A 24,495-nucleotide genomic window follows, 5' to 3' on the forward strand; every position below is an offset into this window, starting at 1 on the left:
ATTGAGACAGCTAAGTGGTTCAGGTCGTAAGTCCTTCGGGGGTTGACGGTCCGGACCTGGCGCGGTTGGTGATCAAGAGGTCCTGGGGCTGAGCTTGAGGTCGCAGACCAGGTCGAAGGCTTCCTCGGTGGTGCCGGTGAACCAGACCTGGTTCTCGTAGTCGTTCGTGCTGGCGGTGTGGATGGCGGTACCCCACCGGTGGGCGGAACCGCCGTAACGCAGTCGCATCAGGGGGAGCCGTTCACCGTCGGTCAGCTCGACGGTGACGTAGGCGAACTGGCCGTGGTACCGCACGTGCACGCCCGCCACCTGTGGCCAGTTCCGGCGGGCGTGCCCGCTCAGCCGCTGGATCAAGGACGCCTTGGTCGACGCGGGGATCGTGGGCATGGCCTCATCCTCCCCGTTCGCGGCGTGTCACGTGCCGCTGTCGAGCCGTCATCCGGCAAGGATCGTGATCCGCCACGGGGGCCGTCGATCGACCGTGGAGTCCTCCAGTGCCCGCCTGCCACGCCCGCCAGATCACCGTGTCCGCCGCCGACCGGCACCGGCTCGAAACCCTGGCCCGCTCACATGCCGCCGGCTACCAGCAGGTCATCCGCGCCCGGATCGTCCGCGACGCCGCCCGTGGCCACTCCAACGCGGCGATCGCCCGCCGGCATCAGGTCACCGTCGACACGGTACGACGCTGGCGCGGTCGGTACGCCGACGAGGGCATGGCCGGGCTGACAGACCGACCCCGCAGCGGACGACCGCCCCGTCTCACCCCGGTCCAGATCGCCGAGGTCAAAGCCCTGGCCTGTCAACTACCGGCCGAGACCGGCACACCGCTGTCGAAGTGGAACTGCCCCGACCTCGCCAGAGAGGTCGCCGCCCGGGGAATCGCCGAGACGATCTCACCGGCCACGATCCGCAGAATCCTGGCCGCCGACACGATCAAACCCTGGCGACACCAGTCGTGGATCTTCATCCGGGACCCGGACTTCGCCACCCGCGCCACCCGCGTCCTGAACCTCTACCAGCGCGTCTTCGACGGTCGGCCACTGGGCGACGACGAGTACGTCATCAGCGCCGACGAGAAGACCTCCATCCAGGCCCGCTGCCGCTGCCACCCCACACTGCCCCCCGGCACCGGCCGCGCCATGCGGGTCAACCACGAGTACGACCGCGGCGGCGCCCTCGCCTACCTCGCCGCCTACGACGTGCACCGCGCCCACGTCATCGGACTCTGCCACGACACCACCGGCATCACCCCGTTCACCGACCTCGTCGACGAGGTCATGACCCGGGAACCGTACGCCTCCGCCCGCCGCGTGTTCTGGATCGTCGACAACGGCTCCTCCCACCGGGGCCAGACCGCGATCGACCGCCTGCGCAGGCGCTACCCCAACGCCGTCATGATCCACACCCCGGTCCACGCCTCCTGGCTCAACCAAATCGAGATCTACTTCTCCATCGTGCAACGCAAAGTCGTCACCCCCAACGACTTCACCAGCCTCGACCAGGTGCAATACCGCCTCGCCGCCTTCGAACAGCGCTACAACGCGACCGCCCGGCCCTTCAGATGGAAGTTCACCCCGACCGACCTCACCGACCTACTGGCCCGGATCGAACGACACGAACGGAAAGACCCACACCCCGAGCAACACGCCGACTGCCAACACCAGCCCGCCGCACACGCCCAGGCCGCGTAACCCCGAAGGACTTACGACCTGAACCACTAAGGAGCACCTTCAGATGATCGAGAAGGGTAGGGAAGCCGCACGTGAAACTATTTGACAGGGCCACGCAGGGAACGACCACACTGTCAGTGGGCGACGAGGCTCTCATCTACGTCTGCGGCATCACCCCGTACGACTCCGCGCACCTCGGCCACGCGTTCACGTTTCTGACCTACGACCTGTTGCGGCGCCGTCTCGAAGACACCGGCACCCGCGTACGGATGGCTCGCAACATCACCGATGTCGACGAACCGATGTACACCAAGGCCGCAGAGCTGGGCGTTCACTACCTGGAATTGGCGCAAACCGAGTCCGCCGAGTTCAGCCACAGTATGCGAACTCTCAACTTCATCGACCCTGAGGTCGAGCCGCGGCCGAGTGAACACATCGCGGCCATCGTCGATTCGGTGCAACAGCTAAAAAAGCGCGGACACACCTACGAAATCGACGGCGATATCTACTACGACGTCTCGACGTTCCCAGAATACGGCGAGATCAGCGGGTACAGTGAACGCCTCATGGCCGAGTTCTCCAGCCTGCGTGGCGGGGATCCGCAGCGCGTCGGCAAGCGGCATACCCTGAGGCTTATTCAGCAGGCCTCCGACCCGCTACAGTAGACCCCCAATAAAAGGACGATCCGCTCTTCCGTAGGATGGAGTTACCACACAACATCACAAAGAAAAGCGGACCGCCGAACATGTATCATACCACTGGCTTCACCACGGACCAGATCCGCGACCTCTGCGTGCTGGTCCGAGCGGAATGCCAGGATCTGGATGTGGAGCCGTGGCCCCCGGTCCTTGGTCTCTACCGCGCTGTCGTCGTCGCGTTGACCTACATGCGTCGCAACCGCGTCCAAGCGGAGATCGCCGAAGCACACGGCGTCTCCCAGCCGACGATCTCGCGAGCGGTCACCGGCATCACCCCGGTCCTCGATCGCGTGCTGACGGAGTTCGTACCGACAGCCGACGACCTCAGCCCGACCGACCAGTACATCGTCGACGGCACCCTGCTTCCCTGCTGGTCATGGCGCACGCACCGCTGTCTGTACTCCGGCAAGCACAAGACCACGGGCATGAGCGTCCAGGTCGCCTGCACCCTCGACGGCGCGCTCGCCTGGATCTCCGATCCCGTCACCGGCAACCACCACGACTCGTACGCGATCAACGACACCGGGGTCCTCGTCACCCTGAATCCCGGAGACTGGATCGGTGACAAGGGCTACGTCGGCAACGGCATGATCACCCCGTACAAGAAGCCCAAAGGTGGCGAGCTCGCGGAATGGCAGAAGGAATACAACAGGCAGGTCAACAAGATCCGCTGGGTTGTGGAACAGGTCGTCGCGAACCTGAAGACATGGCGGATCCTGCACACCGACTACCGCAGACCGCTCGCGACCTTCACAGAAACGATCTCCTGTGTTATCGGGTTGCACTTCTACAGGATGGCCTGTGAATAGACCTCCCTGGACTTCCTTCTCTGGAAGAGCGTTCCGGACGAGCACGATCCGGCCCGGTGGGAGACGTCGCTGGGTGCCGGCCGGCCGGGCTGGCACATCGAATGCTCCGCGATGTCCCTCGTGCACCTCGGTCCGACCATCGACGTCCACGGCGGCGGCTATGACCTGATCTTCCCGCACCACGAGTGCGAGAACGCACAGAGTCGTGCCATCCGCCCGAATGTCCCCTTTGTTCGCCGGTGGATGCACACCGCCCCGCTCGGTCTGGGCGGCGAGAAGATGTCGAAGTCCCTCGGGAACCTGGTTTTCGTGCGGGATCTGGTGAAGGACACGGATCCGGCCGCGATTCGGCTCGCGCTGATGAACTATCACTATCGAATCGGTGGCGAATGGCGAGCGGACCTCCTGCGGTCCGCCGGTCACACGGTCGAGAAAGTCAAATACGCGCTGCGTCATCCCGCCGGTGGGGACGTGCGCCCCCACCTGGCGCGCATTCGCGCCGCGCTGGATGACGACCTGGACACCGCGTCCGCGGCGAGCGCCCTGAACGACATGGCGGACACGGCAATCAATGGTGGTTCCGCCAATGCCGCCGGCACCATCAACGAAGCGTTGCACCTTCTGGGGCTCGACATCGAGGACCGGACGTGATCATCTACAACACGCTGACCAGGCGGAAAGAGCCCTTCGTCCCCATGGAGCCAGGCCGGGTGCGGATGTTCGTGTGCGGGCCGACCGTCTACGACCTCAGCCATGTCGGGCACGCCAAGACCTACACCCAATTCGACCTGGTTGCCCGCTACCTGCGCGCCCGTGGCTACCGGGTGACCTACGCGCAGAACCTCACCGACATCGACGACAAGATCATCCGGCGGGCCGCCGAGCTGCGTGTCTCGCCGCAACAGCTGGCCAAGGAGAACGAGCAGGCGTACCTGGAGGACATGGCCGCGCTGCACAACACCAGCGTGGACGTGCACGAGCGGGCGCTCGACCACATCGACGACATCGTCGCCCAGGTGCAGGCGCTGATCGACCGCGGCCATGCCTATCGGCTCGACGACGGCTGGTACTTCGATCTGTCCACGTTCGCCGGCTATGGCAAGCTTTCCGGCCGCACGGAGACCCGGCCCGAAGACTCGCTGTCCCGAGTCGATGAGAACGAGCAGAAGCGCAACCCCGGCGACTTCGCGCTCTGGAAATCCCGCAAGCCGGGCGAGCCGTACTGGGACACCCGGCTCGGGCCGGGGCGTCCCGGTTGGCACATCGAGGACACCGCTATCACGGAGGCGCTGTTCGGTCCGCAGTACGACCTGCACGGCGGCGCGGAGGACCTGATCTTCCCGCACCACGAGGCCGAGATCGCGCAGATGGAGTCCGCCTCGGGTCGCGAGCCGCTCGTCCGCTGCTGGATGCACACCGGCTTCCTACGCGTCGGCGGCGACAAGATGGCCAAGAGCGCGGGCAACTTCACGACCATTCGGGACGCGTTGGGCAGAGCTGACTTCCGCACGCTCCGGTACGCCTTCCTGTCCCAGCACTACCGGTCGTCCATGGAGCTCGACGAGGGCACCCTGGAACAGGCTCGCGGTGCTCGCCGACGCGTGGAGAACTTCTGGCGACTGATCGATCACAGCCACGACGACCACGCCACGCGGGATCTGACCGAGCGCACCCGCGACGACTTCTACGCCAGGATGGACGACGACTTCGACGCGCCGGGCGCCCTGGCGGCACTGTTCGAGTACATCCGCGAACACAACCGCAGCGAGCACCAGCCGGGCAGGGCCGCCGCCGACTTCCTCACCGAGGTCAACACCATCTTCGACGCCTTCGACTTCGAGCGCGACGAAGCGGGTGCGGACGACGCCGTCATCGAACGACTCCTGGCCGATCGTCGTCGGCTCCGCGGCGAGAAGCTGTACGCGGAGGCGGACGCGATCAGGGCCGACCTGACGGCACGCGGCATCGTCATCGAGGACACCGCCACCGGCACCCGCTGGTGGCGGGACAAGTGACGGCCCCGGCCCGCTACGCGAGCTGCCGCATCACGTGCGAGACAACCGGAGCCACAACCTCGTCCTCTCCTCGTCCTGACCGGCCCCACACCGCAGAAGCGTTGATCGCGGGCCGCCGACCAGCCAGTTCCACACATGAGGTAGGCCGTACGGCGCAACAGCGGCGCTGCTGACGTGGCGAAGTCGACGAAGCTCTCGTCGAGGGTACGGGCCGGGGTCCCGGTACGCGCGGACGTCTGGTCGGTGGCCGGCCGAAGGCTGGCGACGAGCCGACCGGACAGTGCCACCTCAGCCGCCGTACACACCGCACGCTCATGCCGTGGCACCTTCCCGGGTCCGGACTCCGTCGAACTGTCAGCCAGCCGGGTAGACGCCGCGAAATCGAGAAAAGATGACATGTCCCAGGAGATCCCGGACGTTCGCTTCGTGCTCGTCACCTGTTAGCTTTCGGATCGGCCTCTCGTCCTCTCCCGCGCGGAAGATGTCCGCTTCCCCCAGCGGACGATGTCCGCGCTCGCCGGCGGACAATGTCCGCTGGACCGACGGATCTGGACCGACGGATGCGGAAGGCGACTTGTTCAGATGACCCTGTTGAGCCTGATCATCCCGGTCTACCGAGTCGAGAAGCACCTGGCCGCGTGCCTGGATTCGATCCTCGGCCAGCCGCACGACGGCGTGGAGATCATCGCGGTGGACGACGCGTCGGACGACGGGTCGAGCGCGATCCTGGCCGACTACGCCAGCCGGTACGCCGAGCTGACCGTGGTGACCCTGGACCGCAACGTGGGGCTCGGTGCGGCCCGCAACGCCGGCATCGCCCGGGCCGACGGCCGCTACGTCTGGTGTGTGGACAGCGACGACTGGCTGCCCGACGGCAGCCTGGCGGCGGTCACCGAGCGGATCGCCCAGGTCGAGCCAGACCTCCTGATCACCGGTTACGCCCGGGTCTACCCGGACGGCCGCAGCGACGACCAGCCGGTACGCCGGATCGCACCCGGCCGCGATCTGCCGACGCTGTTCCGCTTCGCCGACGAACCCGGCCTGCTCAACGTCCTGTGGATCGCCTGCAACAAGATCATCAAACGGGACCGGCTGGTCGAGTCGGGGATCACCTTCCAGTCCGGCTGGTACGAGGACGTCTCCTTCGTGGTGCCGCTGCTGGTCGCCCTGGACCGGATCGCCGTGCTCGACCGCGACTGCTACGCGTACCGGCAGCATCACGACGGGGCGATCACCCGGACCGTCAGCGACCGGCACTTCGAGGTGTTCGACCAGTGGCAGCGGGTCTTCGACCACCTGGACACCCGTCCTGACCGTGGCGCGTCGCTGCGGCCGGTGATCTTCGGCCGGATGATCTGGCACTGCCTGCAGGTCCTCGGTCATCCGCACCGGGTGCCACGGTCCAGCCGACGCCGCTACTTCCGGCGTACCAGCGAGCTCTACCGCCGTCACCTGCCACCCGGCGGCTACCCGGTGCCAGGCGGCGCGAACGAGGCGGTCAAACACCGCCTCGTCGCGGCCAACGCCTATCCTCTGTACGAAGCGTTGACGGCCGGCTGGCTGCTCCGCAAACGACTGCTGGGCCGGGCCACCCATCCGACCAGCCCACCGATACCGCCGACACCGGTGCGGACCGCGGCCGGCGCGGGCCCCGGCGACGCAGACAGCGACAGCCGCAGCGACGGTCAGGAGGGGACGGGCAGGTGAAACGTAGCGCCGGGGCAGCCCCGGCCGGTCCGGCATCCACCACCGTCGACTGGCGCCTGACCGGGCTTCCCGCCCCTCGTCCCGCTACCCGGCTCGGCCGTGCCGTCGGGCTGCGGGTGGTACGGCTACCAGGCACCCGCCGGGTACTGGTGGTCGCCGGCACCGTCGAATGGCTCCGCGATCTGCTCAACCGGCCAGCGGCCCAGCAGCCGGTACGCGGCGCCACCGTGATCGTCGTCTGGTGGCGCTACCCGCGACCCGGCTGGTCGGGCACCATCGGCCCGCTGCGGCACCTGCGCCGCCAGCGGGTCAGCCTGCCCCGGCTGCGTCGGGGCGCGGCCACCGTACGGCTCGCTCTGACCGCGCCGGTCCCGCTGCGCGAGGCGGTACGGTCGGCGCTACGCGCCCTCGACGGGTCCCGGCCGATGCCGGCGCCCGCGAGCGCGGCGGTGACCAGTCACCGGGAGCCGCCGTCGTATCTGCCGGCGGTGGCGACCGTGCTCGACACCACGGACCCGATTCCGGCGCGGGCCGAGATCCGCTCACACGATCTGGTCCTCGGCCCGACCACGACCGGGCCGGATCAGCCCGCCGGCACGCCGGTCCAGCTCAATCAGTCCGATCAGCCCGATGGCACGGCGGACCAGCCGGAGCAGCCGTACGGGACGTGGCTGGGCACGACCGGGCACACCGTACAGGGCCAGGACGGCAGGCCACTGGTGCTCGTCGACGCCGAACGGATCAATCCACGGGGCCGCTTGGCCTCGGCGTACCGGCCAGGGGCGGCCGAGGTCACTCTGGAGTTCGCGCGGGCCGACCGACCCGGAGCGGGTTTTCGCGGCCGACCGGGTGGGCCGACGCTCGGCGGTACGTTGACCGGACCCGGCTTGGACGGCGCGGCCGTGGTCGCGCTGCGTCAGGTCGGGGTGGTGCACTGCCGGCTGGTTCCCGGCGAGCATCCGGCGCAGACAGCCGGCCTGCTGGCGCAGTTGGCGGCGACCGGGGTGCTGGTGCACGCGCCGATCCTCGCGCCGGCCGTCGCCGATCTGCTCGACCCCGAGCTGCGGGCGATCATCACCGAGCCGCTTGTCGGCGTCGCCGACAGCGGGCACGACGCCGTGCCGGCCGCCGAACCGACCGGCGTCGCCCCCGCCGTGACGCCGGACCCGGTCGCGATGGCCGCGCTGGCCGCCGAGGCGCGCAGCGTACGGCAACGCCGGGCCGCGCTCCGTGGCCACGCCGCCGGCCTGCGGCTGGCCCAGCTGGGTGCCGGTGGGCTACCGGTGCTCGGCCGGCCGCCCTCGGTCAGCGCCATCCTGGTCACTCGGCGACCGGACCTGGTAACCAGCGCACTGGCGGCCGTCACCGGGCAGACCTACCCGGAGCTGGAAATCATCCTCGGCCTGCACGGCATCGAACTGCCGGAGTCGGCCAGGGTCGCGCTCTCCGAATGCGGGCGGCCGTTCGAGGTGGTGCACCTGCCGGAGACGACGGACTTCGGGGCGGCGCTCGGCGCCGCCACCCGACGGGCCCGGGGCACCCTGGTCACCAAGTTCGACGACGACGACAGCTACGGTGCCGAACACGTCTGGGATCTGGTGCTGGCCCGGCACTATTCCGGAGCCACCCTGGTCGGCAAGAGCGCCGAGTTCGTCTACCTGGAAAACCGTGGGGTCACCCTGCGCCGATCGTCCGGCATCCCCGAGGCGTACGGCGATGTGGTCGCCGGCGGCACGATGCTGCTCGCCAAGGGTGATCTGGAGGCGGTCGGCGGCTGGCGGCCGGTGCCCCGCTCAGTCGACCTTGGCCTGATCGAGCGGCTCCGGGCGGAGGGCGCGACGATTTACCGCACCCACCCGCTCGGCTACCTCTACCACCGCCGTCCCGCCGGGCACACCTGGGATCCGGGAGAGGCGTACTTCGTGGACAGTTCGTTCGCACGCTGGCCGGGGGTTCCGCCGGAGCTGATGGCCGACTTCAGACCACCATCGACGGCAGTGGCCAGCGACGCAGCCGGTGCGGCAGCCAGACCAGCCGGTCACCCACCTTCGTGACCAGACCTTCCTCGTCGAAGTCGCGGGCGATGTCGAGGTCGATGTCGGTGATCTCGGCACCGTCGAGTAGCTGGTCGAGCACCGCGAGGCAGGCCGGGTCGTCGATGGTCAGCAGGGGTCAATTCCCGGACCAGCACCAGCCGCCGGACCGCGTCGGCGGCGGCTGTCGAGTCCGTCACGGTCACGTCGACGACTCCGCTGATCACCACCTTGCGGACGCCGTCGGCGAGCCATCCAGCGACCGCCTCGCCGATCGGACCGCGCGGCTCGGCCGGGCCGAGGTCGATCCCCGGCAGGTCGGTCACAGCGGGGTCGTCCTCGGCGGGCGGCAGATCTCGGCGGGCGGCAGATCCGGCCCTCGCATGACCACCCTGCGGGCGGGTACCCGTGGGACATGATGGGCAGCGCCAAGTCCCCGTCGCGGTCCCACACCTCGCTGGCGGAGCCGGGCCGTAGCAGAGCCGCCGTGCGGCCAGCCGGGTACGGCGATCTGGCGACCACGGCCCGTACGCATGTGGAGTTCCTGCCGGTCGGACTGTTCCCGTCACTCGGAACGAGGTTCGTCCGTCGCTGGCACCGCACCTACCTGGACTCCCGGCACGGCGTCGGCTACGTGGTCACCGACCCGACGGAACCCCACGCCGACATTGTCGGATTCCTGCTGGGCACCACCGACCAGGCCGCCCACATGGCGGCACTGCTCGCTGATCGACGGGCGCTGGCGTCCCTCGCGGCGGCCGGTGCCGGGGCACTGGGGCGGCGACCCAGGTTGGCCCGTCAGCTGTCGTCCCGGGTCGTGCCCTGGGCCCGGCAGATCGCGCAACGCCGATCCGGTCAGTCGGCTGCGGCGGACGGGCCGGCCGACAAGCCGCAGGTCGCGGTGATGGTCGCGGTGGCGGTGCGACCGCAGTGGCGGGGCAGCGGAGTCGGCGCGGAACTCGTCCGCCGGTTCGTCGAGGACGCCCGGCGGGCCGGGGCAGCGGAGGCCGAGCTGGTCACCCCGGTCGGGTCGGCCGGAGCGACCGGCTTCTACGAACGGCTCGGCTGGGAGCTTGGGCCGTGCTGGCACACCCGCGACGGTGACCAGCTTCAGGCCTACCGTCAGCGCCTCGATGCCGACGACTGATCAGCCACCGGCCGGCTGCCAGGCGGCGAGATCCTCGACTTGAGGTGCGTGCGCTCCAACAACTCTCGATGCTGGTGCGGGATGCCAATCCGACGGAGGCGTTGCGCTTCGCTGAGGCGGCCCAGCGGATCGGCGCGCCGTGGGCTACGCCCCGGCTAAAGGCCCTCCTGCACCTGCGCTCGACGCTGGCCTATGCCAAGGCGGGCGACGCATCCGGCTTCCGGCGCAGGCCGCGTACGCCTCCTGGGGCTGGCGCACTGTCGCCCAGCTCCGGCCGGGGTGGGACAACGCCCCCGTCTACGACGTCCTCATCCGCCCGTAGCCCCGTCGAGGTGACGCCCTACGCACCCTAAAACGGACGCGTGAGGTGTCTCAGCGTCACCTCGACGAAAGCGCAAACCGGCTGTACGCCCAGGTGGGCACTTGGAAGTCGTATGATCTTCCTATGGTTACCACAGTCAACCTGCCGGACGATCTGCACGCGCGGCTCAAGCAGATCGCCGAGACCGAGCACCGGTCGGCCAACGCCACCATCGTTGTCGCGATCGAGGAGTACGTCGCGAGGCACAGCAAGCGGTCCAAGGTGCGTGGGTTGGCCGCGGATGTGGCCGAGCGCCACCGTGAGCTGCTCGACCGACTGGCCCAGTGACCGTCTATCTCGATGTCGAAGACCTGCTGGAGATCGGCGACCTGCTGGAGATCGGCTCGATCGTCTTCGGCACCCCAGCCAAGGTCCGCGACTACGGGCTGCTCGCCTCCGCCGCTGCCCGTCCGAGCACGATCGTCTTCGGGCAGGAGGCCTACCCCGACCTCGCGGGCAAAGCGGCCAGCCTGCTGCACTCGATCTGCGGCAACCATGCGCTGGTCGACGGCAACAAACGCCTGGCCTGGGCCGCCGCGCTGGTTTTCATCAACCTCAACACCGGGGCGACGATCCCGGACGTCGACGTCGACCGCGCTGAGGCGTTCATGCTCGCGGTCGCCGACGGCAGCCTGCACGAGGTCGCCGCGATCGCCGCAGAACTGCGACGGCTCGGGCTCCTCGACGCGCTCAGCTCATGATCGTGAGCGCCAGGAGGCCTTGGTCCAGACCGATCAGTAGCGTGTCGTCGACGGTGCAGCAGGCCAGCGCTGGATGGAGTACGGGGATCGTGCGTACCGCGCGAGCGGTCGGTGGGTCCCAGACCCGGACGGTGCGGTCGTGGCTGGTCGAGGCAAGCAGGTCACGCCCACCCACCCGGACCAGACTCAGCCCGGTCACCGGCCCCGTGTGCCCGGTCAGCCAATGGATCGGCTGACCCCGCTCGGCGTCCCACAACCGGATGGTGTGGTCCGCGCTGGCCGACGCCAGCGCCGGACGGCCGGCGACCACAAGCCCGCAGAGTGCGTTCACCGCGTCCTGATGCCCCTGCTGCGACCAGAGCTGCGTGCCGTCGGTGTCCCAGAGCATGATGGTGCCGCTCTTGTCTGCGGAGGCGAGCATCTCGCCGGCAGGCCCGGCGACCGTGGCCAGCGTCGTCACCCAGGCCAGGGTCACGTGCCCGAGCAACACCTCGCGCACGTCGCCCGAGTACGGACGCCACAGCCGGACAGTGTGGTCGTCGCCGGCAGAGGCCACCAACAGCTCCGCGGCGTGCTGCACCGGGCAGACGGCGGCGACGCGCTCGTAGTGGCCGTTCATCTCCCCCTGCAGTGTCCCGTCCCGCGCGTCCCACAGCTTGACGGCTCGATCATCGCCAGCGGTCAGGATGCGCGGTTCCTCCTCGTCGGGTACGACACACAACGCATTGACCGGGCCATCCGACGCCCGGAACTCGCGCATCTGGGTGCCGGTGACCGCATCCCAGATCCGTACCTGCCCGTCCAGCCCGGCCGATGCGACCAGCCGGCCCTCATCGCCCGGCACCCGGCACACCGCGGTCACCGCCCCGATCCGGTCGTGCTCGGCGACCGCCCCCGGCGGTCCGCCGCCCGGGTCCCACAGTCGCACGGTCCCATCGTCGCCGGCGGTGGCGAGCATCCGGTTGTTCGCCGTCGGCAGCTCGCAAACCGCTCGGATCCAGCTGGCATGCCCGCGCAAGCTTGGTCGGGGAATCCAGGTCTGCTGCGGGGCGCCGGTCGGCACCTCCCACATCCGGATCAGTCCGTCCTCACCGGTCGAGACCAGCAGGCAGCCGTCGCTGGTGTCTACCGTGCACAGATCGGTCAGCGGGCCCCCGGTTCGCAAGACCTGGACGCATGTCCCGGTCACGGGGTCCCAGATCCGCACTGTGCTGTCGTAGCCGGCCGAGGCGAGCAGGGTACGGCCGGGGGTACGCACCGCGTACAGAGTGTTGACCCAGCCGAGGTGACCAGTGAGGACTCCGGTCGGTTCGCCGGTTGCCGGATCCCACAACCGCACCGTGCCGTCGTAGCCGGTGGAGGCGAGCAACTGTCGGTCCGCGACGGGCACGTGGGTCACCGCCGTCACCCAACCGGTGTGCCCGCTCAGCACGTGGCCTGGTCTGCCCGTGTCCGGATCCCACAACCGCACCGTCCGGTCGTCACCGGCGGAGGCGAGCAGGTCACCGTCGGGCAGCGGGATCGCGCAGATGTTGCGTACCCAGTCGCCGTGGCCACGCAGCTCGTGCCGGCGGTGCCCGGCACGCGGGTCCCACAGCCCGATGGTGCCGTCGTGGCTGGCCGTGGCGAGCAGCACCTCACCTGTGGCGAGGCGCACCGCGCAGACGCCGTGGATCGTGTCGTCGTGACCGGTGAACGTCTGCTCGGCCTGGTTGGTCAGCGGATCCCAGAGTCGCACTGTGCCGTCGTCGCCGGCCGAGGCGAGCAGACGACGCCCGTCGATGACGATCGCCGCGACGTCGTAGACGGCCTCGGAGTGTCCGTCGAGGATGCTGCGTTCCTGTCGGGGCGGGGTGTGCGCCCAGCCTGCCCGGTACGGGGCGGCCGCCGCCGTGATCCCGTTGTCCAGGCCGTCGAGCCGGTCGACGACGGAGAACAACGCCGCCCGCTCGGCCGACTCGGCCGCCACCGCCAGTGGGGTCCGTTGTAGGAGCCGGGCACGAGTGACGGCGAGCGGACTCTGGGCCGCGTCCGCCACCGTCAGCAACCGGTCCAGGTGGGCGTGTAGCAGATAGTCGTCATCGGTGAGCAGGTCGTCGACCGCGCCGGCGCCGGCCGCGTGCTGCGGTAGCGACCGCAGCAGGTAGTCGAACGCTGTGGCCCATCCGGTGGCCCGCGCGGCAGCGGTCCAACTCGTCAACAGCCGGGCGTGGTCGTCACGCCGCGACGCCTGCGCGTCCCGATCGGCCAGCAGCGCGTCGTTGAGCGCTTGGTGGAACAGCCGGTACACGGGCTGAGCGCCGCCGCCCGCTTCGACGAGGAAGTTCGCCGCCGAGGTACGCGCGAAGTCGGCGAGTTCCGGCTCGGTGACCGCCCCGCCGAGGGCTTCGATCGCGGACTGCCACAACGTCAGTGGCAGTCCCGGCGTCTCGGCGTACGCCAGGGCGGTCAACGCCAGCCGGGCCGATGTTCGGCCGGCGGTCGGCAGCCCGGCCAGGTAGGTATCCAGGGCGTGCGCCACGGTAGCGGTGAACGACACCTCGTCCGGGTCGATCGCGATGTTGTCGCGCAGCGCGTGAGCGCGGGCGACCAGGCCAGCGACCAGGAAGTTTCCCTTGGCGAGGGCGGCGATGCGGCGGGCGAGCGGCGCGGCGACGGTCGGATCGGCGTACGGGTTTCCTGGTCGTTCGGCACCGATCAGTTGCAGGGTCGCCCGGGCGTACTCAGCCAGGTCGGATTCGGCGAAGTACTCCGACGTGTCCAGGTCGACGAGTTCCGCGTTGCCGCCGAAGCGGCTGATCAGGTCACCGTGATCGTCGGAGCGCCGGGTGCCGATCACGATCCGCAGGCCCCGTGGGCCGCAGTCACGGGCCAGGGGCATCAGGATGTCGTCGATGATCATGCGCGCCTGCGCCGGGTCGGTCGCCTCGTCGAGGGCGTCGAGGACCAGGGTGAACCGGGTCCGCCGGTGGTTCAGCTGATCGCGCACCGCGGGCATCAGATCAGCCGGTACGCCTGGCAGCTCGACGGCGACGGCACGGGCGATCTCGGCGGCGACTTCGAGGGCTGTCTTGCCCTTGACGTGCACTGCGCAGGAGACCGCACCGACCGGAGCTCGGACGGCCACGTCGGTGTCGGACAGTTCCCCGCTGATTTGCTGGTCGGCGGTGGTGACGATCCGCCCGAGTACGGCCGACTTGCCGACCCCCGGCGACCCGGTGACGATCAACGGCCGGCTGACCGGTTCGGCGCTGTCGATCCAGTCGACGATGCGGTGCAGGGCGGCTGCCCGGCCGCGGAACCGCGCGCCGCCTTCGGTGTCGACCGCGACCCCGCGTGCCCTGGGCAGCCAGTGCCGGCCGGCCTCGCCGTCGGTGGCCAAAGCCCATCCCCAAGCGGCGAGGGCGGCGTCGTCCGCGTCGGCGGCCCGCCAGGCGGACAGAGTCGCCAGCTTCATGTCCGGTAGTTGCTGGTCGGCGTAGTGCAAGGTCACGGCTTGACCGCCGCCCTGGGCATCAGCGGTGACCACGACGCCGACCACCGCCTGGTACTCGGGTGACCAGACCGCACCGCCGCTGAACCCTTTGCTCAGCTGGGTGGCCGGCGAGGTGTGGATCATGACGCGACCCCACCCACCGGGCTGGCCGACACTGCCTTCGGCATGGCAACCGCCGACCACGTGCGCCGGGAACCCGTATGTCCAGTAAGGACTTCCTGCCAGTGGCTTGGCGGGCAGACAACGAAGTCGGGCCGGGGTCACCGAGGCCGGCACCGGCTCCACGAGTTCAAGCATGACCAGGTCGACCTTGGCGTCCCGCATTCCGTCGTGCAGGCAGCTGCCGATCCGGCGGCGGTCGAACCAGGTGACCTTCTCGGCCAGTGGAAACGAGATCCAGAGGTCGTCGTGCAGCTTCCCGTCGTTGCCGAACACGACATGGTGGCAGGTCAGCACCAGGTTGCTCTCCACAACGACCCCGGTACCGACGGGGGTGTCCTGGTGCTGCCCGCGGTGCAGGGCAACCAGCCAGGAGCAGTCGTCGGGTCCTGCGGTCACCGGCCGCTCCGTCCCGGTCAGCGCCGCATCGTGGTGCCGGCGTCCGGCGGCCCACCCGGATACCAGCAGAGGGTGACTTCAAAATTGCCTTCGGTCGCCGCCTTGGCGACCACCCAGTTGGCCGTTCCGGTCGCCTTGATGCCGAACTTCACCTCGACAGCATCCGGGGAGACAGCCTTGACCTGGTCCAATAACACTTTGGCGGCGGCGACGGCAGGTGCGGCGGACTCTCGTACCCAGCCGGCGACGTCACCGATCCCGGCCGGCTGAAAACCAACCGGTGGATCGATCTCGATCATCGCTATCGTCTTGTCGTCGACCTGATAGCGGACCACTTCGGACTGCACCACACACCTCCGCTGCCCGACAGAAGCAGACATAAGACCGCAGCCCGCACTTTGCGGACCACCACCCGGGTTACACCGACCAGCCATGCTGCCTCTCACCGACGAGATTTGGCAACGGTTCCATTCATGATCACTTTTAGGCAGCTGCGAACAGGTGTTTCAGGTAAGCGCCTGCCCTGCGGGGTTGAAGATCCACTCATTGCCGAGTGTCAGCTATCTGCACCGGACGGACGGACCTTGCGCCGATCCGGCGGTATCGGCAGAATCGGCCAGTGCCCAGGCCACCCCGGCCCAGCATCTCATCTTCCCGGCCACCCCGAGCTATTGATCATCGCCATGTCGATGCGACCGCTCACGCCCTTGAGGAGCACCGCATGTCGGAGAAGGACCTCACCCTCGTCGAGCGGTGCGTACTCATCAACCTGATGGTCAAGGCCGCTCCGCTGCAGCAGAGCTACCTGATCAACGTCGCGGGCGTCACCGGGTTCAAGGCGACCCATCGCCGCGCCCTGGAGACCCTTGGGCTGATCGAGGTGACGGAGAAGCCGATCACCCTGCACCTGACCGACAGCGGGTGGGAGGCAGCCAAGGCGGAGTTGAGTAAGGACGAGCCACCGAAGGGTGCCGGCACCGCCGGTGCGACGCTCTACACGGTGCTCGACTTCGTTCGCCGGCTGATCGACCACTCGGGCGTTCGAGCCGACGACCTCTTCCGGATGCAGTTCAAGCCCAACGAGATCGCTACCACCATCAGCCCGGCAGAGCCGGTCGGGACGACGGCCAACGGCAGCGAAGCGAGCCAGGTTGACGTGGCCACACGGATCCGGCGGGCGTACCACGAGCTGATCGACCAGCCCGGCGACTACGTCATGCTGGCCGCGCTGCGGGCCGCGCTCGCCGATCTGCCGCGCGACGATCTCGACACCGCCCTGATCAAGCTCAACCAGGACCCCGACGTGCAGATCGTGCCGGAATCCAACCAGAAGGTACTCAGAACGCAGGAGCGCGACGCGGCCGTCAGCATCGGCAATCAGCTCCGGCATCTGATTTCGATCTCGCCCTCATGACCGGTCCCACCGGGATGACCGATGAGCAGCGGCGGGCGCTGGCCGCGCTACGGTTCAACTGGGCACCGACTCCGGATGATGTCTGGAAGCCGATCCCGTTTCACGTCGAAGGGCTACATCACCAGATCATCGAAATGGTGATGGAGGGCGTCTCCGAAGCGAATCACAGCGTCGACTCCAGCCCGGTGGGTCTGGCGATCCTGGGACAACGCGGCACCGGCAAGACGCACCTGCTCGGCGCGGTCCGTCAACGGGTACAGGCCGCCGGTGGGTTCTTTTTTCTTGTCAGGCTCCTAGAGGCCAACGCGTTCTGGCGGAGCACCTCGCTGTCCCTGCTGGAGGATTTCGCCCGACCGGCACCGGACGGGACTTCGCAACTGCACGCATTCCTGCGCAGACTGGCCGACGAGGTCGACGCGCCACGCGCCGTCCGGCGGTCGGTCACCGGCGAGACCGAACTGACCCGGCACGCCCTCGATGCCTTCGTAGACCAGGTACGCAAGGCCAATCGCCAAATCGGCACCGAATGCCAGGACACCGCTCGGGCACTGGTGCTATACGCCAGTGACGACGGCACGGCCCAAGACGTCGGCTACGATTTCCTGTCATCCAGTGACGAGGAAAGCCCCGGAGCGCTGGCCGCGTGGGGCATCCGGCGCAGCAAGCGTGCGCCACAGGAGATCGTCCGCGACACCTCCCGGTTGGTTGCCCTGGTCGGACCCACCGTCATCGCGCTCGATCAGATCGACCTGATGGTCGCCCAGTCGGTCAAATCCACCACTCGTGAAGTCCGCGGCGAGGTCGACTGGCAAACCTCGTTGCTGCTGGAGCAGATCGCCAGCGGGCTGATGTCGCTCCGTGAGAACACCCGCCGCTCGTTGTCGATCGTCTCCTGCCTACCGCAGACCTGGCAAAGCATCAAGGTGCAGGCCACCGACACTGTGCAGGATCGGTTCCGGGAGGCGGTGCGGCTCAAGGAGATCCCGTCACCGGAGATCGGCCGCGAGTTGGTGGAGAAGCGGTTCGGCCTGGTCTTCGACGAGCTGGGCTTCACCCCGCCGTACCCGACGTGGCCGATCCACCCGTCCGCCTTCGCTGAGGTCGTCCAGTTCACGCCGCGCGAACTGCTCCGTCGGATCGACACCCACGTGCGCAGCTGCCTGGCTGACGGGCAGGTGCGCGAGCTTACTCACCTGCTGCGTGCGCCATCTGGATACGACGGCCCGTCCACGAGGTCCGATGCCGTGTCCACACCCGATCGGTCCGGCAAGTCCGAGTCGCAGGGCGACACGCGGCCGGTGCCGGCCGAATCCGACGAGCTAGCCAAGATCGACATCAGGTACGCCGAGTTGATCGAGTCAGCCGAGACCGCGAGCGCGGTGCAGCAGTCCAGCGAGGACCTGAGGGTGCCGGTGCTGCTGCAGGCCGGGTTGACCGCGTGGATCGCCGCTCAGGACGGATCAGCCGACGAGTTCAGCCTCGACCCGCTGCCGGTCAGCGGCAAGCCGGCTCTGCACGCCCGGTTGCGGCGAACGCTCGACGACGAGACCGAGGACGAGGAACACTGGTCGTTCCGGGCCGTCTGCGCCCCGCACCACATCGCGGCGCTCAACCGAATCCGCAACGCCATGACCACCGCCGGGTTGACCGAGGGGGTCACCAAACGGCGTCTCTTCCTGCTCCGGAGCGTGGACTGGTCGGCCGGTGCACGTACCCGGGAGGTGCTCGACGCGTTCACCAGAGCCGGCGGGCGGACGCTTCCCTTCCCCACCGCGGACATCCGGCGCCTGGCCGCCCTGGAACAGCTGATCCAGCAGTACGGGTTGGAACGGCTACGACCATGGTTCGCCAACCGGCGACCGGCATCCGGTATCGCGGCCCTGCGGACCGCGCTCGATGGCGACACCGACGCCAGCAGGGACGACCATGCCGCCGGTGGCGACTCGACGGCACCAGCCGAGCCCGATCAGGCCACGCCCCCGGTCGACCCGCCGGTACGGGCGGTCGGCCGGGCCTCCGTACCAGTGATGCCGGCGGCAAGTGAGAACTCGTCTGCTGGTCGCGGTGGGCGCGACGATCAGCCTGTGGTGCTGCCCGGACCTGAACAGCCTCAGGTGCCGGCCGGGATCGACCCGTACCACTTGACGGTCGGTTCCGTCGCCGGACGGCCGGATCCGGTCCGGATGAGTCTGGAGTCACTGCGTCGGCACACGGTGATTTTTGCTGGCTCGGGATCCGGCAAGACCGTGCTGATCCGCCGGCTTGTCGAGGAGTGCGCACTGCGTGGCGTGTCCGCGATCGTGCTGGACCCGAACAACGATCTCGCCCGACTCGGCGATGCCTGGCCGGAGCAGCCGATTGGCTGGGGCCCTGCGGATCCGGATCGGGCTGCCGCATACCTGGCCGGCACCGACGTGGTCGTCTGGACGCCCGGTCGTCGTGCCGGCCGCTCGCTGAGTTTTCCACCGCTGCCGAACTTCCGTGACGTGCTCGACGACCCCGACGCATTCCGCGCGGCTGTCGACTCAGCCGTCGCCACACTCGCGCCACATGCCCGGGTCGACGGCGGCACCGACAAGGCGAGGCTCGGTCGAGCCGTGCTGCGCGAGGCGCTGACCGGGTACGCCCGGACCGGTGGCAGCGACCTGCGGGCGTTCACCGATCTGTTGAACGAACTGCCGGACGGGGTCAGCCAGCTCGACAGCGCCCCGAAGCTGGCAGCGGGCATGGCGCAGCTACTGAAGGCCGCGTTGATCGACGATCCGCTGTTCGGGGGTGACGGCACTCCTGTCGACCCCGGCACGTTGCTCACGCCGCTGCCAGGACGACGCGCCCGGGTCTCGGTGATCAGCTTTGTCGGACTGCCACACGACCACCAGCGGCAGAGCTTCGTCAATCAGCTACAACTCGCCCTGTTCACCTGGATCAAGCGGCATCCCGCTGGTGACCGGCCACTCGGTGGCCTTTTCGTGATGGACGAAGCTCAGACGCTGGCACCATCCGGTGCGGTCACCGCGTGTACACAGAGCACCCTCACCTTGACGTCACAGGCCCGCAAGTACGGACTCGGTCTGGTCTTCGCCACCCAAGCACCGAAGGCGCTGAACAATCAAATCCCTGGCAACGCTGCCACTCAGTTCTTCGGCCTGTTGACCGCGCCGGTGCAGATCGAGGCGGCCCGCGACGTCGCGCGGGCCAAGGGCGCCGACATCCCTGACGTCGGCAGAATGCGCACCGGACAGTTCTACGCGGCGGTGGAGGGCGCGCGGTTCGTCAAGCTCCAAGCGCCAATGTGCCTGAGCCACCACCCCCGCAGCCCGTTGACGGCTGAGGAGGTCGTACAACGAGCCGCTGTCACCAGGTGACCGGTCTGTTCGCGCCGATTCAGGACCAGCATCTTGGTCGTGCTCCACCACTCGCCTCGGTGTCCATCACCCGCCAGGCAGGCACCTTCCGGGTGGCTCGGCTGCCGACAACTCACCAAGTGATCGGATCCGGAGCAGAGCTCGCTACGACCTTCGTCGGCTCTCCGCATCCGTACATCAGGACGGTCGCCGAACTCATGGACGGTCGGGGACTCCGCCGACGCCTCCGCCGGTTGTGCCTCGGCGTCGCGGGCGGCGTTGAAGCTCGACACCAGGTCCACGCCCGCCGACTCGTTGCTGCTGAGCGCGCGCTGAAAGAAGATGATCTCTCCGGGTACGTCGAGCGTCGGCCGCCAGCCCAGACCGTCCCGATAGAAACGCCGGGCCGCGTCGAGGTCGACGGTCGCGACCGTGACGAAGTGGACCTGCTGCCGCACGACCGTGCTCCCTTGCTCGACCTCGGTGCCGACCCGTCCGGCACCGCAGTCGAGTGGCCGGACCAGGGAACGTGGCTAGTCCCAGGTGACCGACCAGATCGACATGCCGGCGGGAACCGGCGGGACGTCAACGAAGTCGTCGACCAACCCCGCCATGATGCCACTGGACTCCAGCCCGTCGACCCACGACTCGCAGGTCGGCTCGTCCGCCGAGGTGCAGATGGCGACCGCCTCACCAGCCAATTCGTCGGTTTCCAGCGTCTCCGGGTGCAGCTGCACCCGTACCCAGGCCACGTCCTCGCGCCGTTCGATGTCCCGGAACCGGTCCGCCAGCTCGGCCAACGGCGGACGCCCGTACTCCCACTGGTTGGGGGCGATGGAACCCTCTTCGTCGTTGCCGTCGAAGAACTCCGAAATGGTGACCAGCGGCAGGGCATCCGAGTCCCCGGCCCGCCGCACCAGCTCCGCGATCGAGATCACGATGCGCAGTGTGCCACCCGTAGGTGCCTAGCTCGCAGCCTGGTCACCCCCGCGATCGTCCCCAGCCGACCTGGGGATCTCGCCGGTCAATCGGCCCAGCCCGCCGGCCAGTACGCCGGGTGCCCGGCGGCGGCGACCTGGGCGTTGGCGTCCACGATCACACTTCCGGCTTCGGCGCGCGCCGCAGCCAGTCCCTCCTGGTCGCCGCCGAACCGTTCGTCCGCCCCGCCCATCACCTCGTGGACCAGCCGTACCGCCCGGTCGACGTGTCCCACGTTCAGATAGAGCCGGGCCAGGTAGAGCGCCTCGAAGGTCAGGCGGGGATCCTGCCAGCCGGGCCGGCGGCGGGCCCGGCGCAGCAACTGCTGCTGCTTCTCGATCGCCTCGAAGCCGAGCCCACGCGCGGCCAACTGCTCCGCGCGATGCCCGAGGACCCGCAGGTCCTGCTCGACGTCGCGGGGCGCCGAACCGGCGGCGGTCAGCACGGCCAACCCGCCGAGCAGGCAGACGTAGAGCCCGATGCCGGGTCCGATGTCCCACCTCGCCCCGTCCGGACCGGCCGTGTCGCCGACCTCGACGAAGTCCAGCACCGTCCAGGCCAACGCGAGCGACGCCGCGCCGAACAGCGCCGTCTGCTGCCAGCGGCGCGCCCGACCCAACCCGTACCAGCCGGCGAGGCCGACGGCGACGATCCCGGCGAGCAGCGTGACGAGCGCGTCGCCGCCGGCGATACCGGCTCGGGAACCCAAGGCCGACCCGCCGGTGGCCGACGCCGCCACGCCGTAGGTGACCGCGTCGGCGTCCGGCCCGGCCACCCAGGGCAGTACGGAGCCCAGCATCAGCATCAGACCGCCGGCGGCAGCCAGGCCGGCTGCGATCAGCCCGCGCAGCGGCGGACGCACGCGGTCGATCAGTTCGAGTACGGCGTTGCCCGTCTCGGCATTGTCGCCGGCCCCGGTGTCGCCGTTGCCTGCTGTCACGGCCTTCATGAGGGCAGCCGGACCAGGTCGGCGGTGGCGGTCACCTGGGTAACGTAGAAGATCACCGGAACCAGCAGAACAGCGATCGGCATCAGCACGATCCGGGCGGCCAGCCGTAGCCGGGTCGGCTGGAGCCGGGCGGCCAGCAACGCGAGGCTGCCGGGTACCAGAATCAGCAGGGTGACCACCGACAACAGGTAGCGGGCCGGGCTGTCCCCCGGCGCGGGAAACAGCGGCGCCAACACGGACTGTTCCGCCAGCCAGGTCGTACCTCGGGCCAGCCCGGTGACCACCACCACCAGCGCGACGAACGGCAGGGCCAGCAGGAACAGGTCCCACAGCCAGCGGATTCCGCCGCTGGTACCCGGCCTGGCGGCGAATCGGCGCGGCGGCCCGTACTCGCGCTCCCGTAGCTGTCGTTCCTGCTCGCGGCGGTGCTCCTCGCCGGACACCCCGCGCACCCCGGCCCAACGGGCCGCGCTGAGCTCCGCCTCACTCATCGACTGGAGTGGCTTGTCGGGATCCATCGACGTCACCGCCGTTCCTCGCTCCGCGCACCACCGCGCGCCGTCATGGGGCGGCCCGCCGGGTAGCCCGCTGCCGTCGTACCAGGGTGACCAGGCAGACGCCGAGGCCGGCCGCCGAACCGACCAGACCGCCGGCGAGGACGCGCAGATCCGGCTCGCCTGATAGCGGACCGACCGCGAGACCGGCCACCGAGCTGTCCGCGTACGGTCCGGGATCGACGAGCGTGACCTGGTAGACACCGGGGCCGAGCGCCATGCCGCCGATACCCCAGCCGAGCAGCTGCGCGGATTCGGTCGCCGCCCGGTAGTCGTAGCCGAGCGCCGGACCGACCGGTACGGCCGCGCCGTCGGCTCCGGTGACCCGGATGTCTACCAGCCGGGCCACCCGCGAGTCGGCCAGCCGCCGGACCGACTCGGGCCGCTGTGCCCCGGCCACCGTCTCCAGCCAGACGCCGTACTCCCCGGCGTCGGAGACCTCGACGGTGAGCGTGCCGTCCACGCCGACGCGGGTGTACGCGGCGGCGGCGACGTCACGGTCGGTCTTGGCCAGGTAGCCGTACCCGAACAGGCCGAGAAAGCCAGCCACCCACAGCGCCAGCCCGGCGACATACCACCACCGGGAGGGACCCAGCCGGATGAAGAAGGGACGGATGTTCATCGGTCGTGTTCCCTGGTCATGGCGCCCAGCCGATCAGCCGATCCGGCATCTCGGTCCCGGTGACGTCCCGAGCCGCCCCTGGTCGGAGTCGACGTCGCACCCCTGGTCGGAGTCGACATCAGCAGACCCGTCCGCCGCGATCCTGTCCGGCGGCACTTTCGTTGACCAGGTCGAGAGCAGCGGTCGGCTCCGGGTTCGGCAGGTCTTCACGACCTTCGGGCGTCACCGGAGCGCCGTTTCCGGTCACGTGAGAGACGTAGAAGTCGTCGCCGTCCCACTCCAGCCACAGGTAACATCTGGCGAAAGCCATGTCGGCCTGCACCTTCCATTGCCCGTCGGCTTCGACCGGTTCCCCGAGTCCGCCATATCCGGCGTCGGTCAACGCCTGTACGAACTCGTCCCGCTCACTTTCGCTGGTAATTCTTCCGCCGACGAGTCCGCAACCCGCTGCGGGGAACACGAGGGCGGTGACCGCAATAGCGCTGACCACGCCGTACCGACGCATAGATGACCTACTCCCGCCAACGATTCACAAGGCGAATCATGACTGTCTCTCAACTTCGGGAAGGTCACCGTACCGTCTGCGCACAAGCCCACGGATTGGCAGTGATCCAGGTCACACAAGGCTGGACCAACCGGACCAACACCGCGCCGCCGGGTCAGCGGTATCTCGGCGGAAGCGACCGATCTGCCACTCAACCATTCGGACAGTGCTGCCCGGCCCCTCATTGGTGGCCGGGCAGCCGTACGTCCCGCTGGGGCACCCGACCGACGACCAACGTATCCGCAGGTCGCGTCCATGGCACCACTGTGCCGGCCAGGTGTCGGTCGGATCACACGATCGGCCGGCTCACTCAATCAACGCCGAGATCACCGGGCTGCGGATCAGGATCGGGCAGTCCGGTCGGACGCAGATTCCGGTTGTTACGTGGTTCCTGCCGGGTCTTCGCATCGTTGAGCCGACGACGCAGATCATCGCGTACGTCGTTGAGCGCGGCCCGCAGATCCTCCTCACCCGACGTGGTGACAATTTTCGGCCAACCCGCGATCCAGCATTCCAGCGTCACCTTCTGCCCCCGGGCAGCCCGATCCTTGACCGACAGTTCCAATTCGGTGCTGTCCTGCGGGAACGCCGCCAATCGGCTGTCGAGGGTGGCAAACTGCTCCACGATCCACCGTCGATCACCCTGTGAGAAACCGCCCCCGAGGCGGAGGCAGTCGTCGACGGTCGCCGATTCGGATGCGGTCGTCATCACGCCACCTCCCGACCGGAATCACGCACATCGGCGGTACGGGGCACGGAATCGTCGACCATGGCGCTGGCCCTTCTGTCCGGACAGTTCACTGTCGCGTCACTGTCGTGGATACTCGCAGTGGTTCGGCACATACCCACCTGGGCCCGGGGCGGAAACGCCGTACGGGCGAGGAGCACGAGGGGC

At 68.9% G+C, this 24,495-nt stretch carries 22 protein-coding genes; 12 read left to right on the forward strand and 10 right to left on the reverse strand.

The features are described from left to right. Positions 1 to 72: 72 nt before the first annotated feature. Positions 73 to 387, reverse strand: coding sequence for a PH domain-containing protein (locus tag O7632_RS02635; RefSeq protein WP_278110294.1), 315 nt, complete (start codon positions 385 to 387; stop codon positions 73 to 75). Positions 388 to 494: 107 nt separating this feature from the next. On the opposite strand from O7632_RS02635, the gene O7632_RS02640 reads away from it, so the two are divergent. The 7 genes from O7632_RS02640 to O7632_RS02670 all read left to right on the forward strand — a co-directional run bounded on the left by O7632_RS02640 (position 495) and on the right by O7632_RS02670 (position 8,953). Next, complete coding sequence (locus O7632_RS02640; protein WP_278110295.1) at positions 495 to 1,691, forward strand: IS630 family transposase; 1,197 nt, start codon at positions 495 to 497, stop codon at positions 1,689 to 1,691. 71 nt (positions 1,692 to 1,762) lie between these two features. Next, complete coding sequence (locus O7632_RS02645; protein ID WP_278111117.1) at positions 1,763 to 2,335, forward strand: class I tRNA ligase family protein; 573 nt, start codon at positions 1,763 to 1,765, stop codon at positions 2,333 to 2,335. Positions 2,336 to 2,415: 80 nt separating this feature from the next. Beyond that, on the forward strand, positions 2,416 to 3,177 hold the full coding sequence (locus tag O7632_RS02650; protein ID WP_278111118.1) for a transposase family protein: 762 nt from the start codon (positions 2,416 to 2,418) through the stop codon (positions 3,175 to 3,177). Positions 3,178 to 3,183: 6 nt separating this feature from the next. Then, the gene (locus O7632_RS02655; RefSeq protein ID WP_278119781.1) at positions 3,184 to 3,828 is read left to right on the forward strand and encodes a class I tRNA ligase family protein; all 645 of its coding nucleotides are present in this window, start codon (positions 3,184 to 3,186) and stop codon (positions 3,826 to 3,828) included. Further along, the gene (gene cysS, locus O7632_RS02660) at positions 3,825 to 5,192 is read left to right on the forward strand and encodes a cysteine--tRNA ligase (RefSeq protein ID WP_278111119.1); all 1,368 of its coding nucleotides are present in this window, start codon (positions 3,825 to 3,827) and stop codon (positions 5,190 to 5,192) included. Before O7632_RS02655 ends, cysS begins: the two co-directional genes overlap by 4 nt. Positions 5,193 to 5,774: 582 nt before the next feature. Next, positions 5,775 to 6,899 carry a glycosyltransferase family 2 protein gene (locus O7632_RS02665; protein WP_278111121.1) on the forward strand — a complete coding sequence of 375 codons (1,125 nt, stop codon included), beginning with the start codon at positions 5,775 to 5,777 and terminating at the stop codon, positions 6,897 to 6,899. Further along, positions 6,896 to 8,953 (forward strand): glycosyltransferase family 2 protein, encoded by a 2,058-nt coding sequence (locus tag O7632_RS02670; protein ID WP_278111123.1) that lies wholly within the window; start codon positions 6,896 to 6,898, stop codon positions 8,951 to 8,953. The genes O7632_RS02665 and O7632_RS02670 overlap by 4 nt, the downstream gene beginning before the upstream one ends. Here the strand turns inward: O7632_RS02670 and O7632_RS02675 are convergent. Further along, positions 8,877 to 9,035, reverse strand: coding sequence for a DUF5825 family protein (locus O7632_RS02675; RefSeq protein ID WP_278111125.1), 159 nt, complete (start codon positions 9,033 to 9,035; stop codon positions 8,877 to 8,879). The genes O7632_RS02670 and O7632_RS02675 overlap by 77 nt on opposite strands. A 384-nt stretch (positions 9,036 to 9,419) precedes the next feature. Here O7632_RS02675 and O7632_RS02680 point away from each other — a divergent pair, with 384 nt between their 5' ends. From O7632_RS02680 to O7632_RS02690, 3 genes are all read left to right on the forward strand, one after another. After that, positions 9,420 to 10,079 (forward strand): GNAT family N-acetyltransferase, encoded by a 660-nt coding sequence (locus O7632_RS02680; RefSeq protein WP_278111127.1) that lies wholly within the window; start codon positions 9,420 to 9,422, stop codon positions 10,077 to 10,079. 445 nt (positions 10,080 to 10,524) lie between these two features. Beyond that, on the forward strand, positions 10,525 to 10,728 hold the full coding sequence (locus tag O7632_RS02685) for an Arc family DNA-binding protein (protein ID WP_278111128.1): 204 nt from the start codon (positions 10,525 to 10,527) through the stop codon (positions 10,726 to 10,728). After that, complete coding sequence (locus tag O7632_RS02690; RefSeq protein ID WP_278111130.1) at positions 10,725 to 11,141, forward strand: Fic family protein; 417 nt, start codon at positions 10,725 to 10,727, stop codon at positions 11,139 to 11,141. Before O7632_RS02685 ends, O7632_RS02690 begins: the two co-directional genes overlap by 4 nt. Here the strand turns inward: O7632_RS02690 and O7632_RS02695 are convergent. Beyond that, entirely contained in the window at positions 11,131 to 15,195 is a 4,065-nt protein-coding gene (locus tag O7632_RS02695) for a trypsin-like peptidase domain-containing protein (RefSeq protein ID WP_278111133.1), read from the reverse strand. The genes O7632_RS02690 and O7632_RS02695 overlap by 11 nt on opposite strands. A 17-nt stretch (positions 15,196 to 15,212) precedes the next feature. Next, entirely contained in the window at positions 15,213 to 15,542 is a 330-nt protein-coding gene (locus O7632_RS02700) for a CU044_2847 family protein (protein ID WP_278111134.1), read from the reverse strand. A gap of 374 nt (positions 15,543 to 15,916) precedes the next feature. Between O7632_RS02700 and O7632_RS02705 the strand changes: the two genes are divergently transcribed. Continuing rightward, the gene (locus O7632_RS02705) at positions 15,917 to 16,609 is read left to right on the forward strand and encodes a hypothetical protein (RefSeq protein ID WP_278111135.1); all 693 of its coding nucleotides are present in this window, start codon (positions 15,917 to 15,919) and stop codon (positions 16,607 to 16,609) included. Further along, a complete protein-coding gene (locus O7632_RS02710; RefSeq protein WP_278111137.1) occupies positions 16,606 to 19,974 on the forward strand; it encodes a DUF87 domain-containing protein in 3,369 nt (1,122 codons plus the stop codon). The genes O7632_RS02705 and O7632_RS02710 overlap by 4 nt, the downstream gene beginning before the upstream one ends. Positions 19,975 to 20,486: 512 nt before the next feature. On the opposite strand, the gene O7632_RS02715 is transcribed toward O7632_RS02710, so the two are convergent. The 6 genes from O7632_RS02715 to O7632_RS02740 form a co-directional block, all read right to left on the reverse strand. Then, entirely contained in the window at positions 20,487 to 20,891 is a 405-nt protein-coding gene (locus tag O7632_RS02715) for a hypothetical protein (RefSeq protein ID WP_278111139.1), read from the reverse strand. 86 nt (positions 20,892 to 20,977) lie between these two features. Then, positions 20,978 to 21,871 (reverse strand): hypothetical protein, encoded by an 894-nt coding sequence (locus O7632_RS02720; RefSeq protein WP_278111141.1) that lies wholly within the window; start codon positions 21,869 to 21,871, stop codon positions 20,978 to 20,980. 5 nt (positions 21,872 to 21,876) lie between these two features. Next, positions 21,877 to 22,371 (reverse strand): hypothetical protein, encoded by a 495-nt coding sequence (locus O7632_RS02725; RefSeq protein ID WP_278111143.1) that lies wholly within the window; start codon positions 22,369 to 22,371, stop codon positions 21,877 to 21,879. Between the two features lie 70 nt (positions 22,372 to 22,441). Continuing rightward, positions 22,442 to 23,056 (reverse strand): hypothetical protein, encoded by a 615-nt coding sequence (locus tag O7632_RS02730; RefSeq protein WP_278111145.1) that lies wholly within the window; start codon positions 23,054 to 23,056, stop codon positions 22,442 to 22,444. 118 nt (positions 23,057 to 23,174) lie between these two features. Then, positions 23,175 to 23,561 (reverse strand): hypothetical protein, encoded by a 387-nt coding sequence (locus tag O7632_RS02735; RefSeq protein ID WP_278111147.1) that lies wholly within the window; start codon positions 23,559 to 23,561, stop codon positions 23,175 to 23,177. A 349-nt stretch (positions 23,562 to 23,910) separates the two neighbouring features. Then, a complete protein-coding gene (locus O7632_RS02740; protein ID WP_278111149.1) occupies positions 23,911 to 24,309 on the reverse strand; it encodes an HPF/RaiA family ribosome-associated protein in 399 nt (132 codons plus the stop codon). Positions 24,310 to 24,495 lie beyond the last annotated feature (186 nt).

It is taken from the genome of Solwaraspora sp. WMMD406, from assembly GCF_029626025.1.
Lineage (GTDB): Bacteria > Actinomycetota > Actinomycetes > Mycobacteriales > Micromonosporaceae > Micromonospora_E.

Coding starts and splice junctions, on each gene's coding strand:
- O7632_RS02635 (WP_278110294.1), bottom strand. CDS start 387: ATGCCCACGATCCCCGCGTCGACCAAGGCGTCCTTGATCCAGCGGCTG.
- O7632_RS02650 (WP_278111118.1), top strand. CDS start 2,416: ATGTATCATACCACTGGCTTCACCACGGACCAGATCCGCGACCTCTGC.
- O7632_RS02665 (WP_278111121.1), top strand. CDS start 5,775: ATGACCCTGTTGAGCCTGATCATCCCGGTCTACCGAGTCGAGAAGCAC.
- O7632_RS02685 (WP_278111128.1), top strand. CDS start 10,525: ATGGTTACCACAGTCAACCTGCCGGACGATCTGCACGCGCGGCTCAAG.
- O7632_RS02705 (WP_278111135.1), top strand. CDS start 15,917: ATGTCGGAGAAGGACCTCACCCTCGTCGAGCGGTGCGTACTCATCAAC.
- O7632_RS02710 (WP_278111137.1), top strand. CDS start 16,606: ATGACCGGTCCCACCGGGATGACCGATGAGCAGCGGCGGGCGCTGGCC.
- O7632_RS02725 (WP_278111143.1), bottom strand. CDS start 22,371: ATGAGTGAGGCGGAGCTCAGCGCGGCCCGTTGGGCCGGGGTGCGCGGG.
- O7632_RS02730 (WP_278111145.1), bottom strand. CDS start 23,056: ATGAACATCCGTCCCTTCTTCATCCGGCTGGGTCCCTCCCGGTGGTGG.
- O7632_RS02735 (WP_278111147.1), bottom strand. CDS start 23,561: ATGCGTCGGTACGGCGTGGTCAGCGCTATTGCGGTCACCGCCCTCGTG.
- O7632_RS02740 (WP_278111149.1), bottom strand. CDS start 24,309: ATGACGACCGCATCCGAATCGGCGACCGTCGACGACTGCCTCCGCCTC.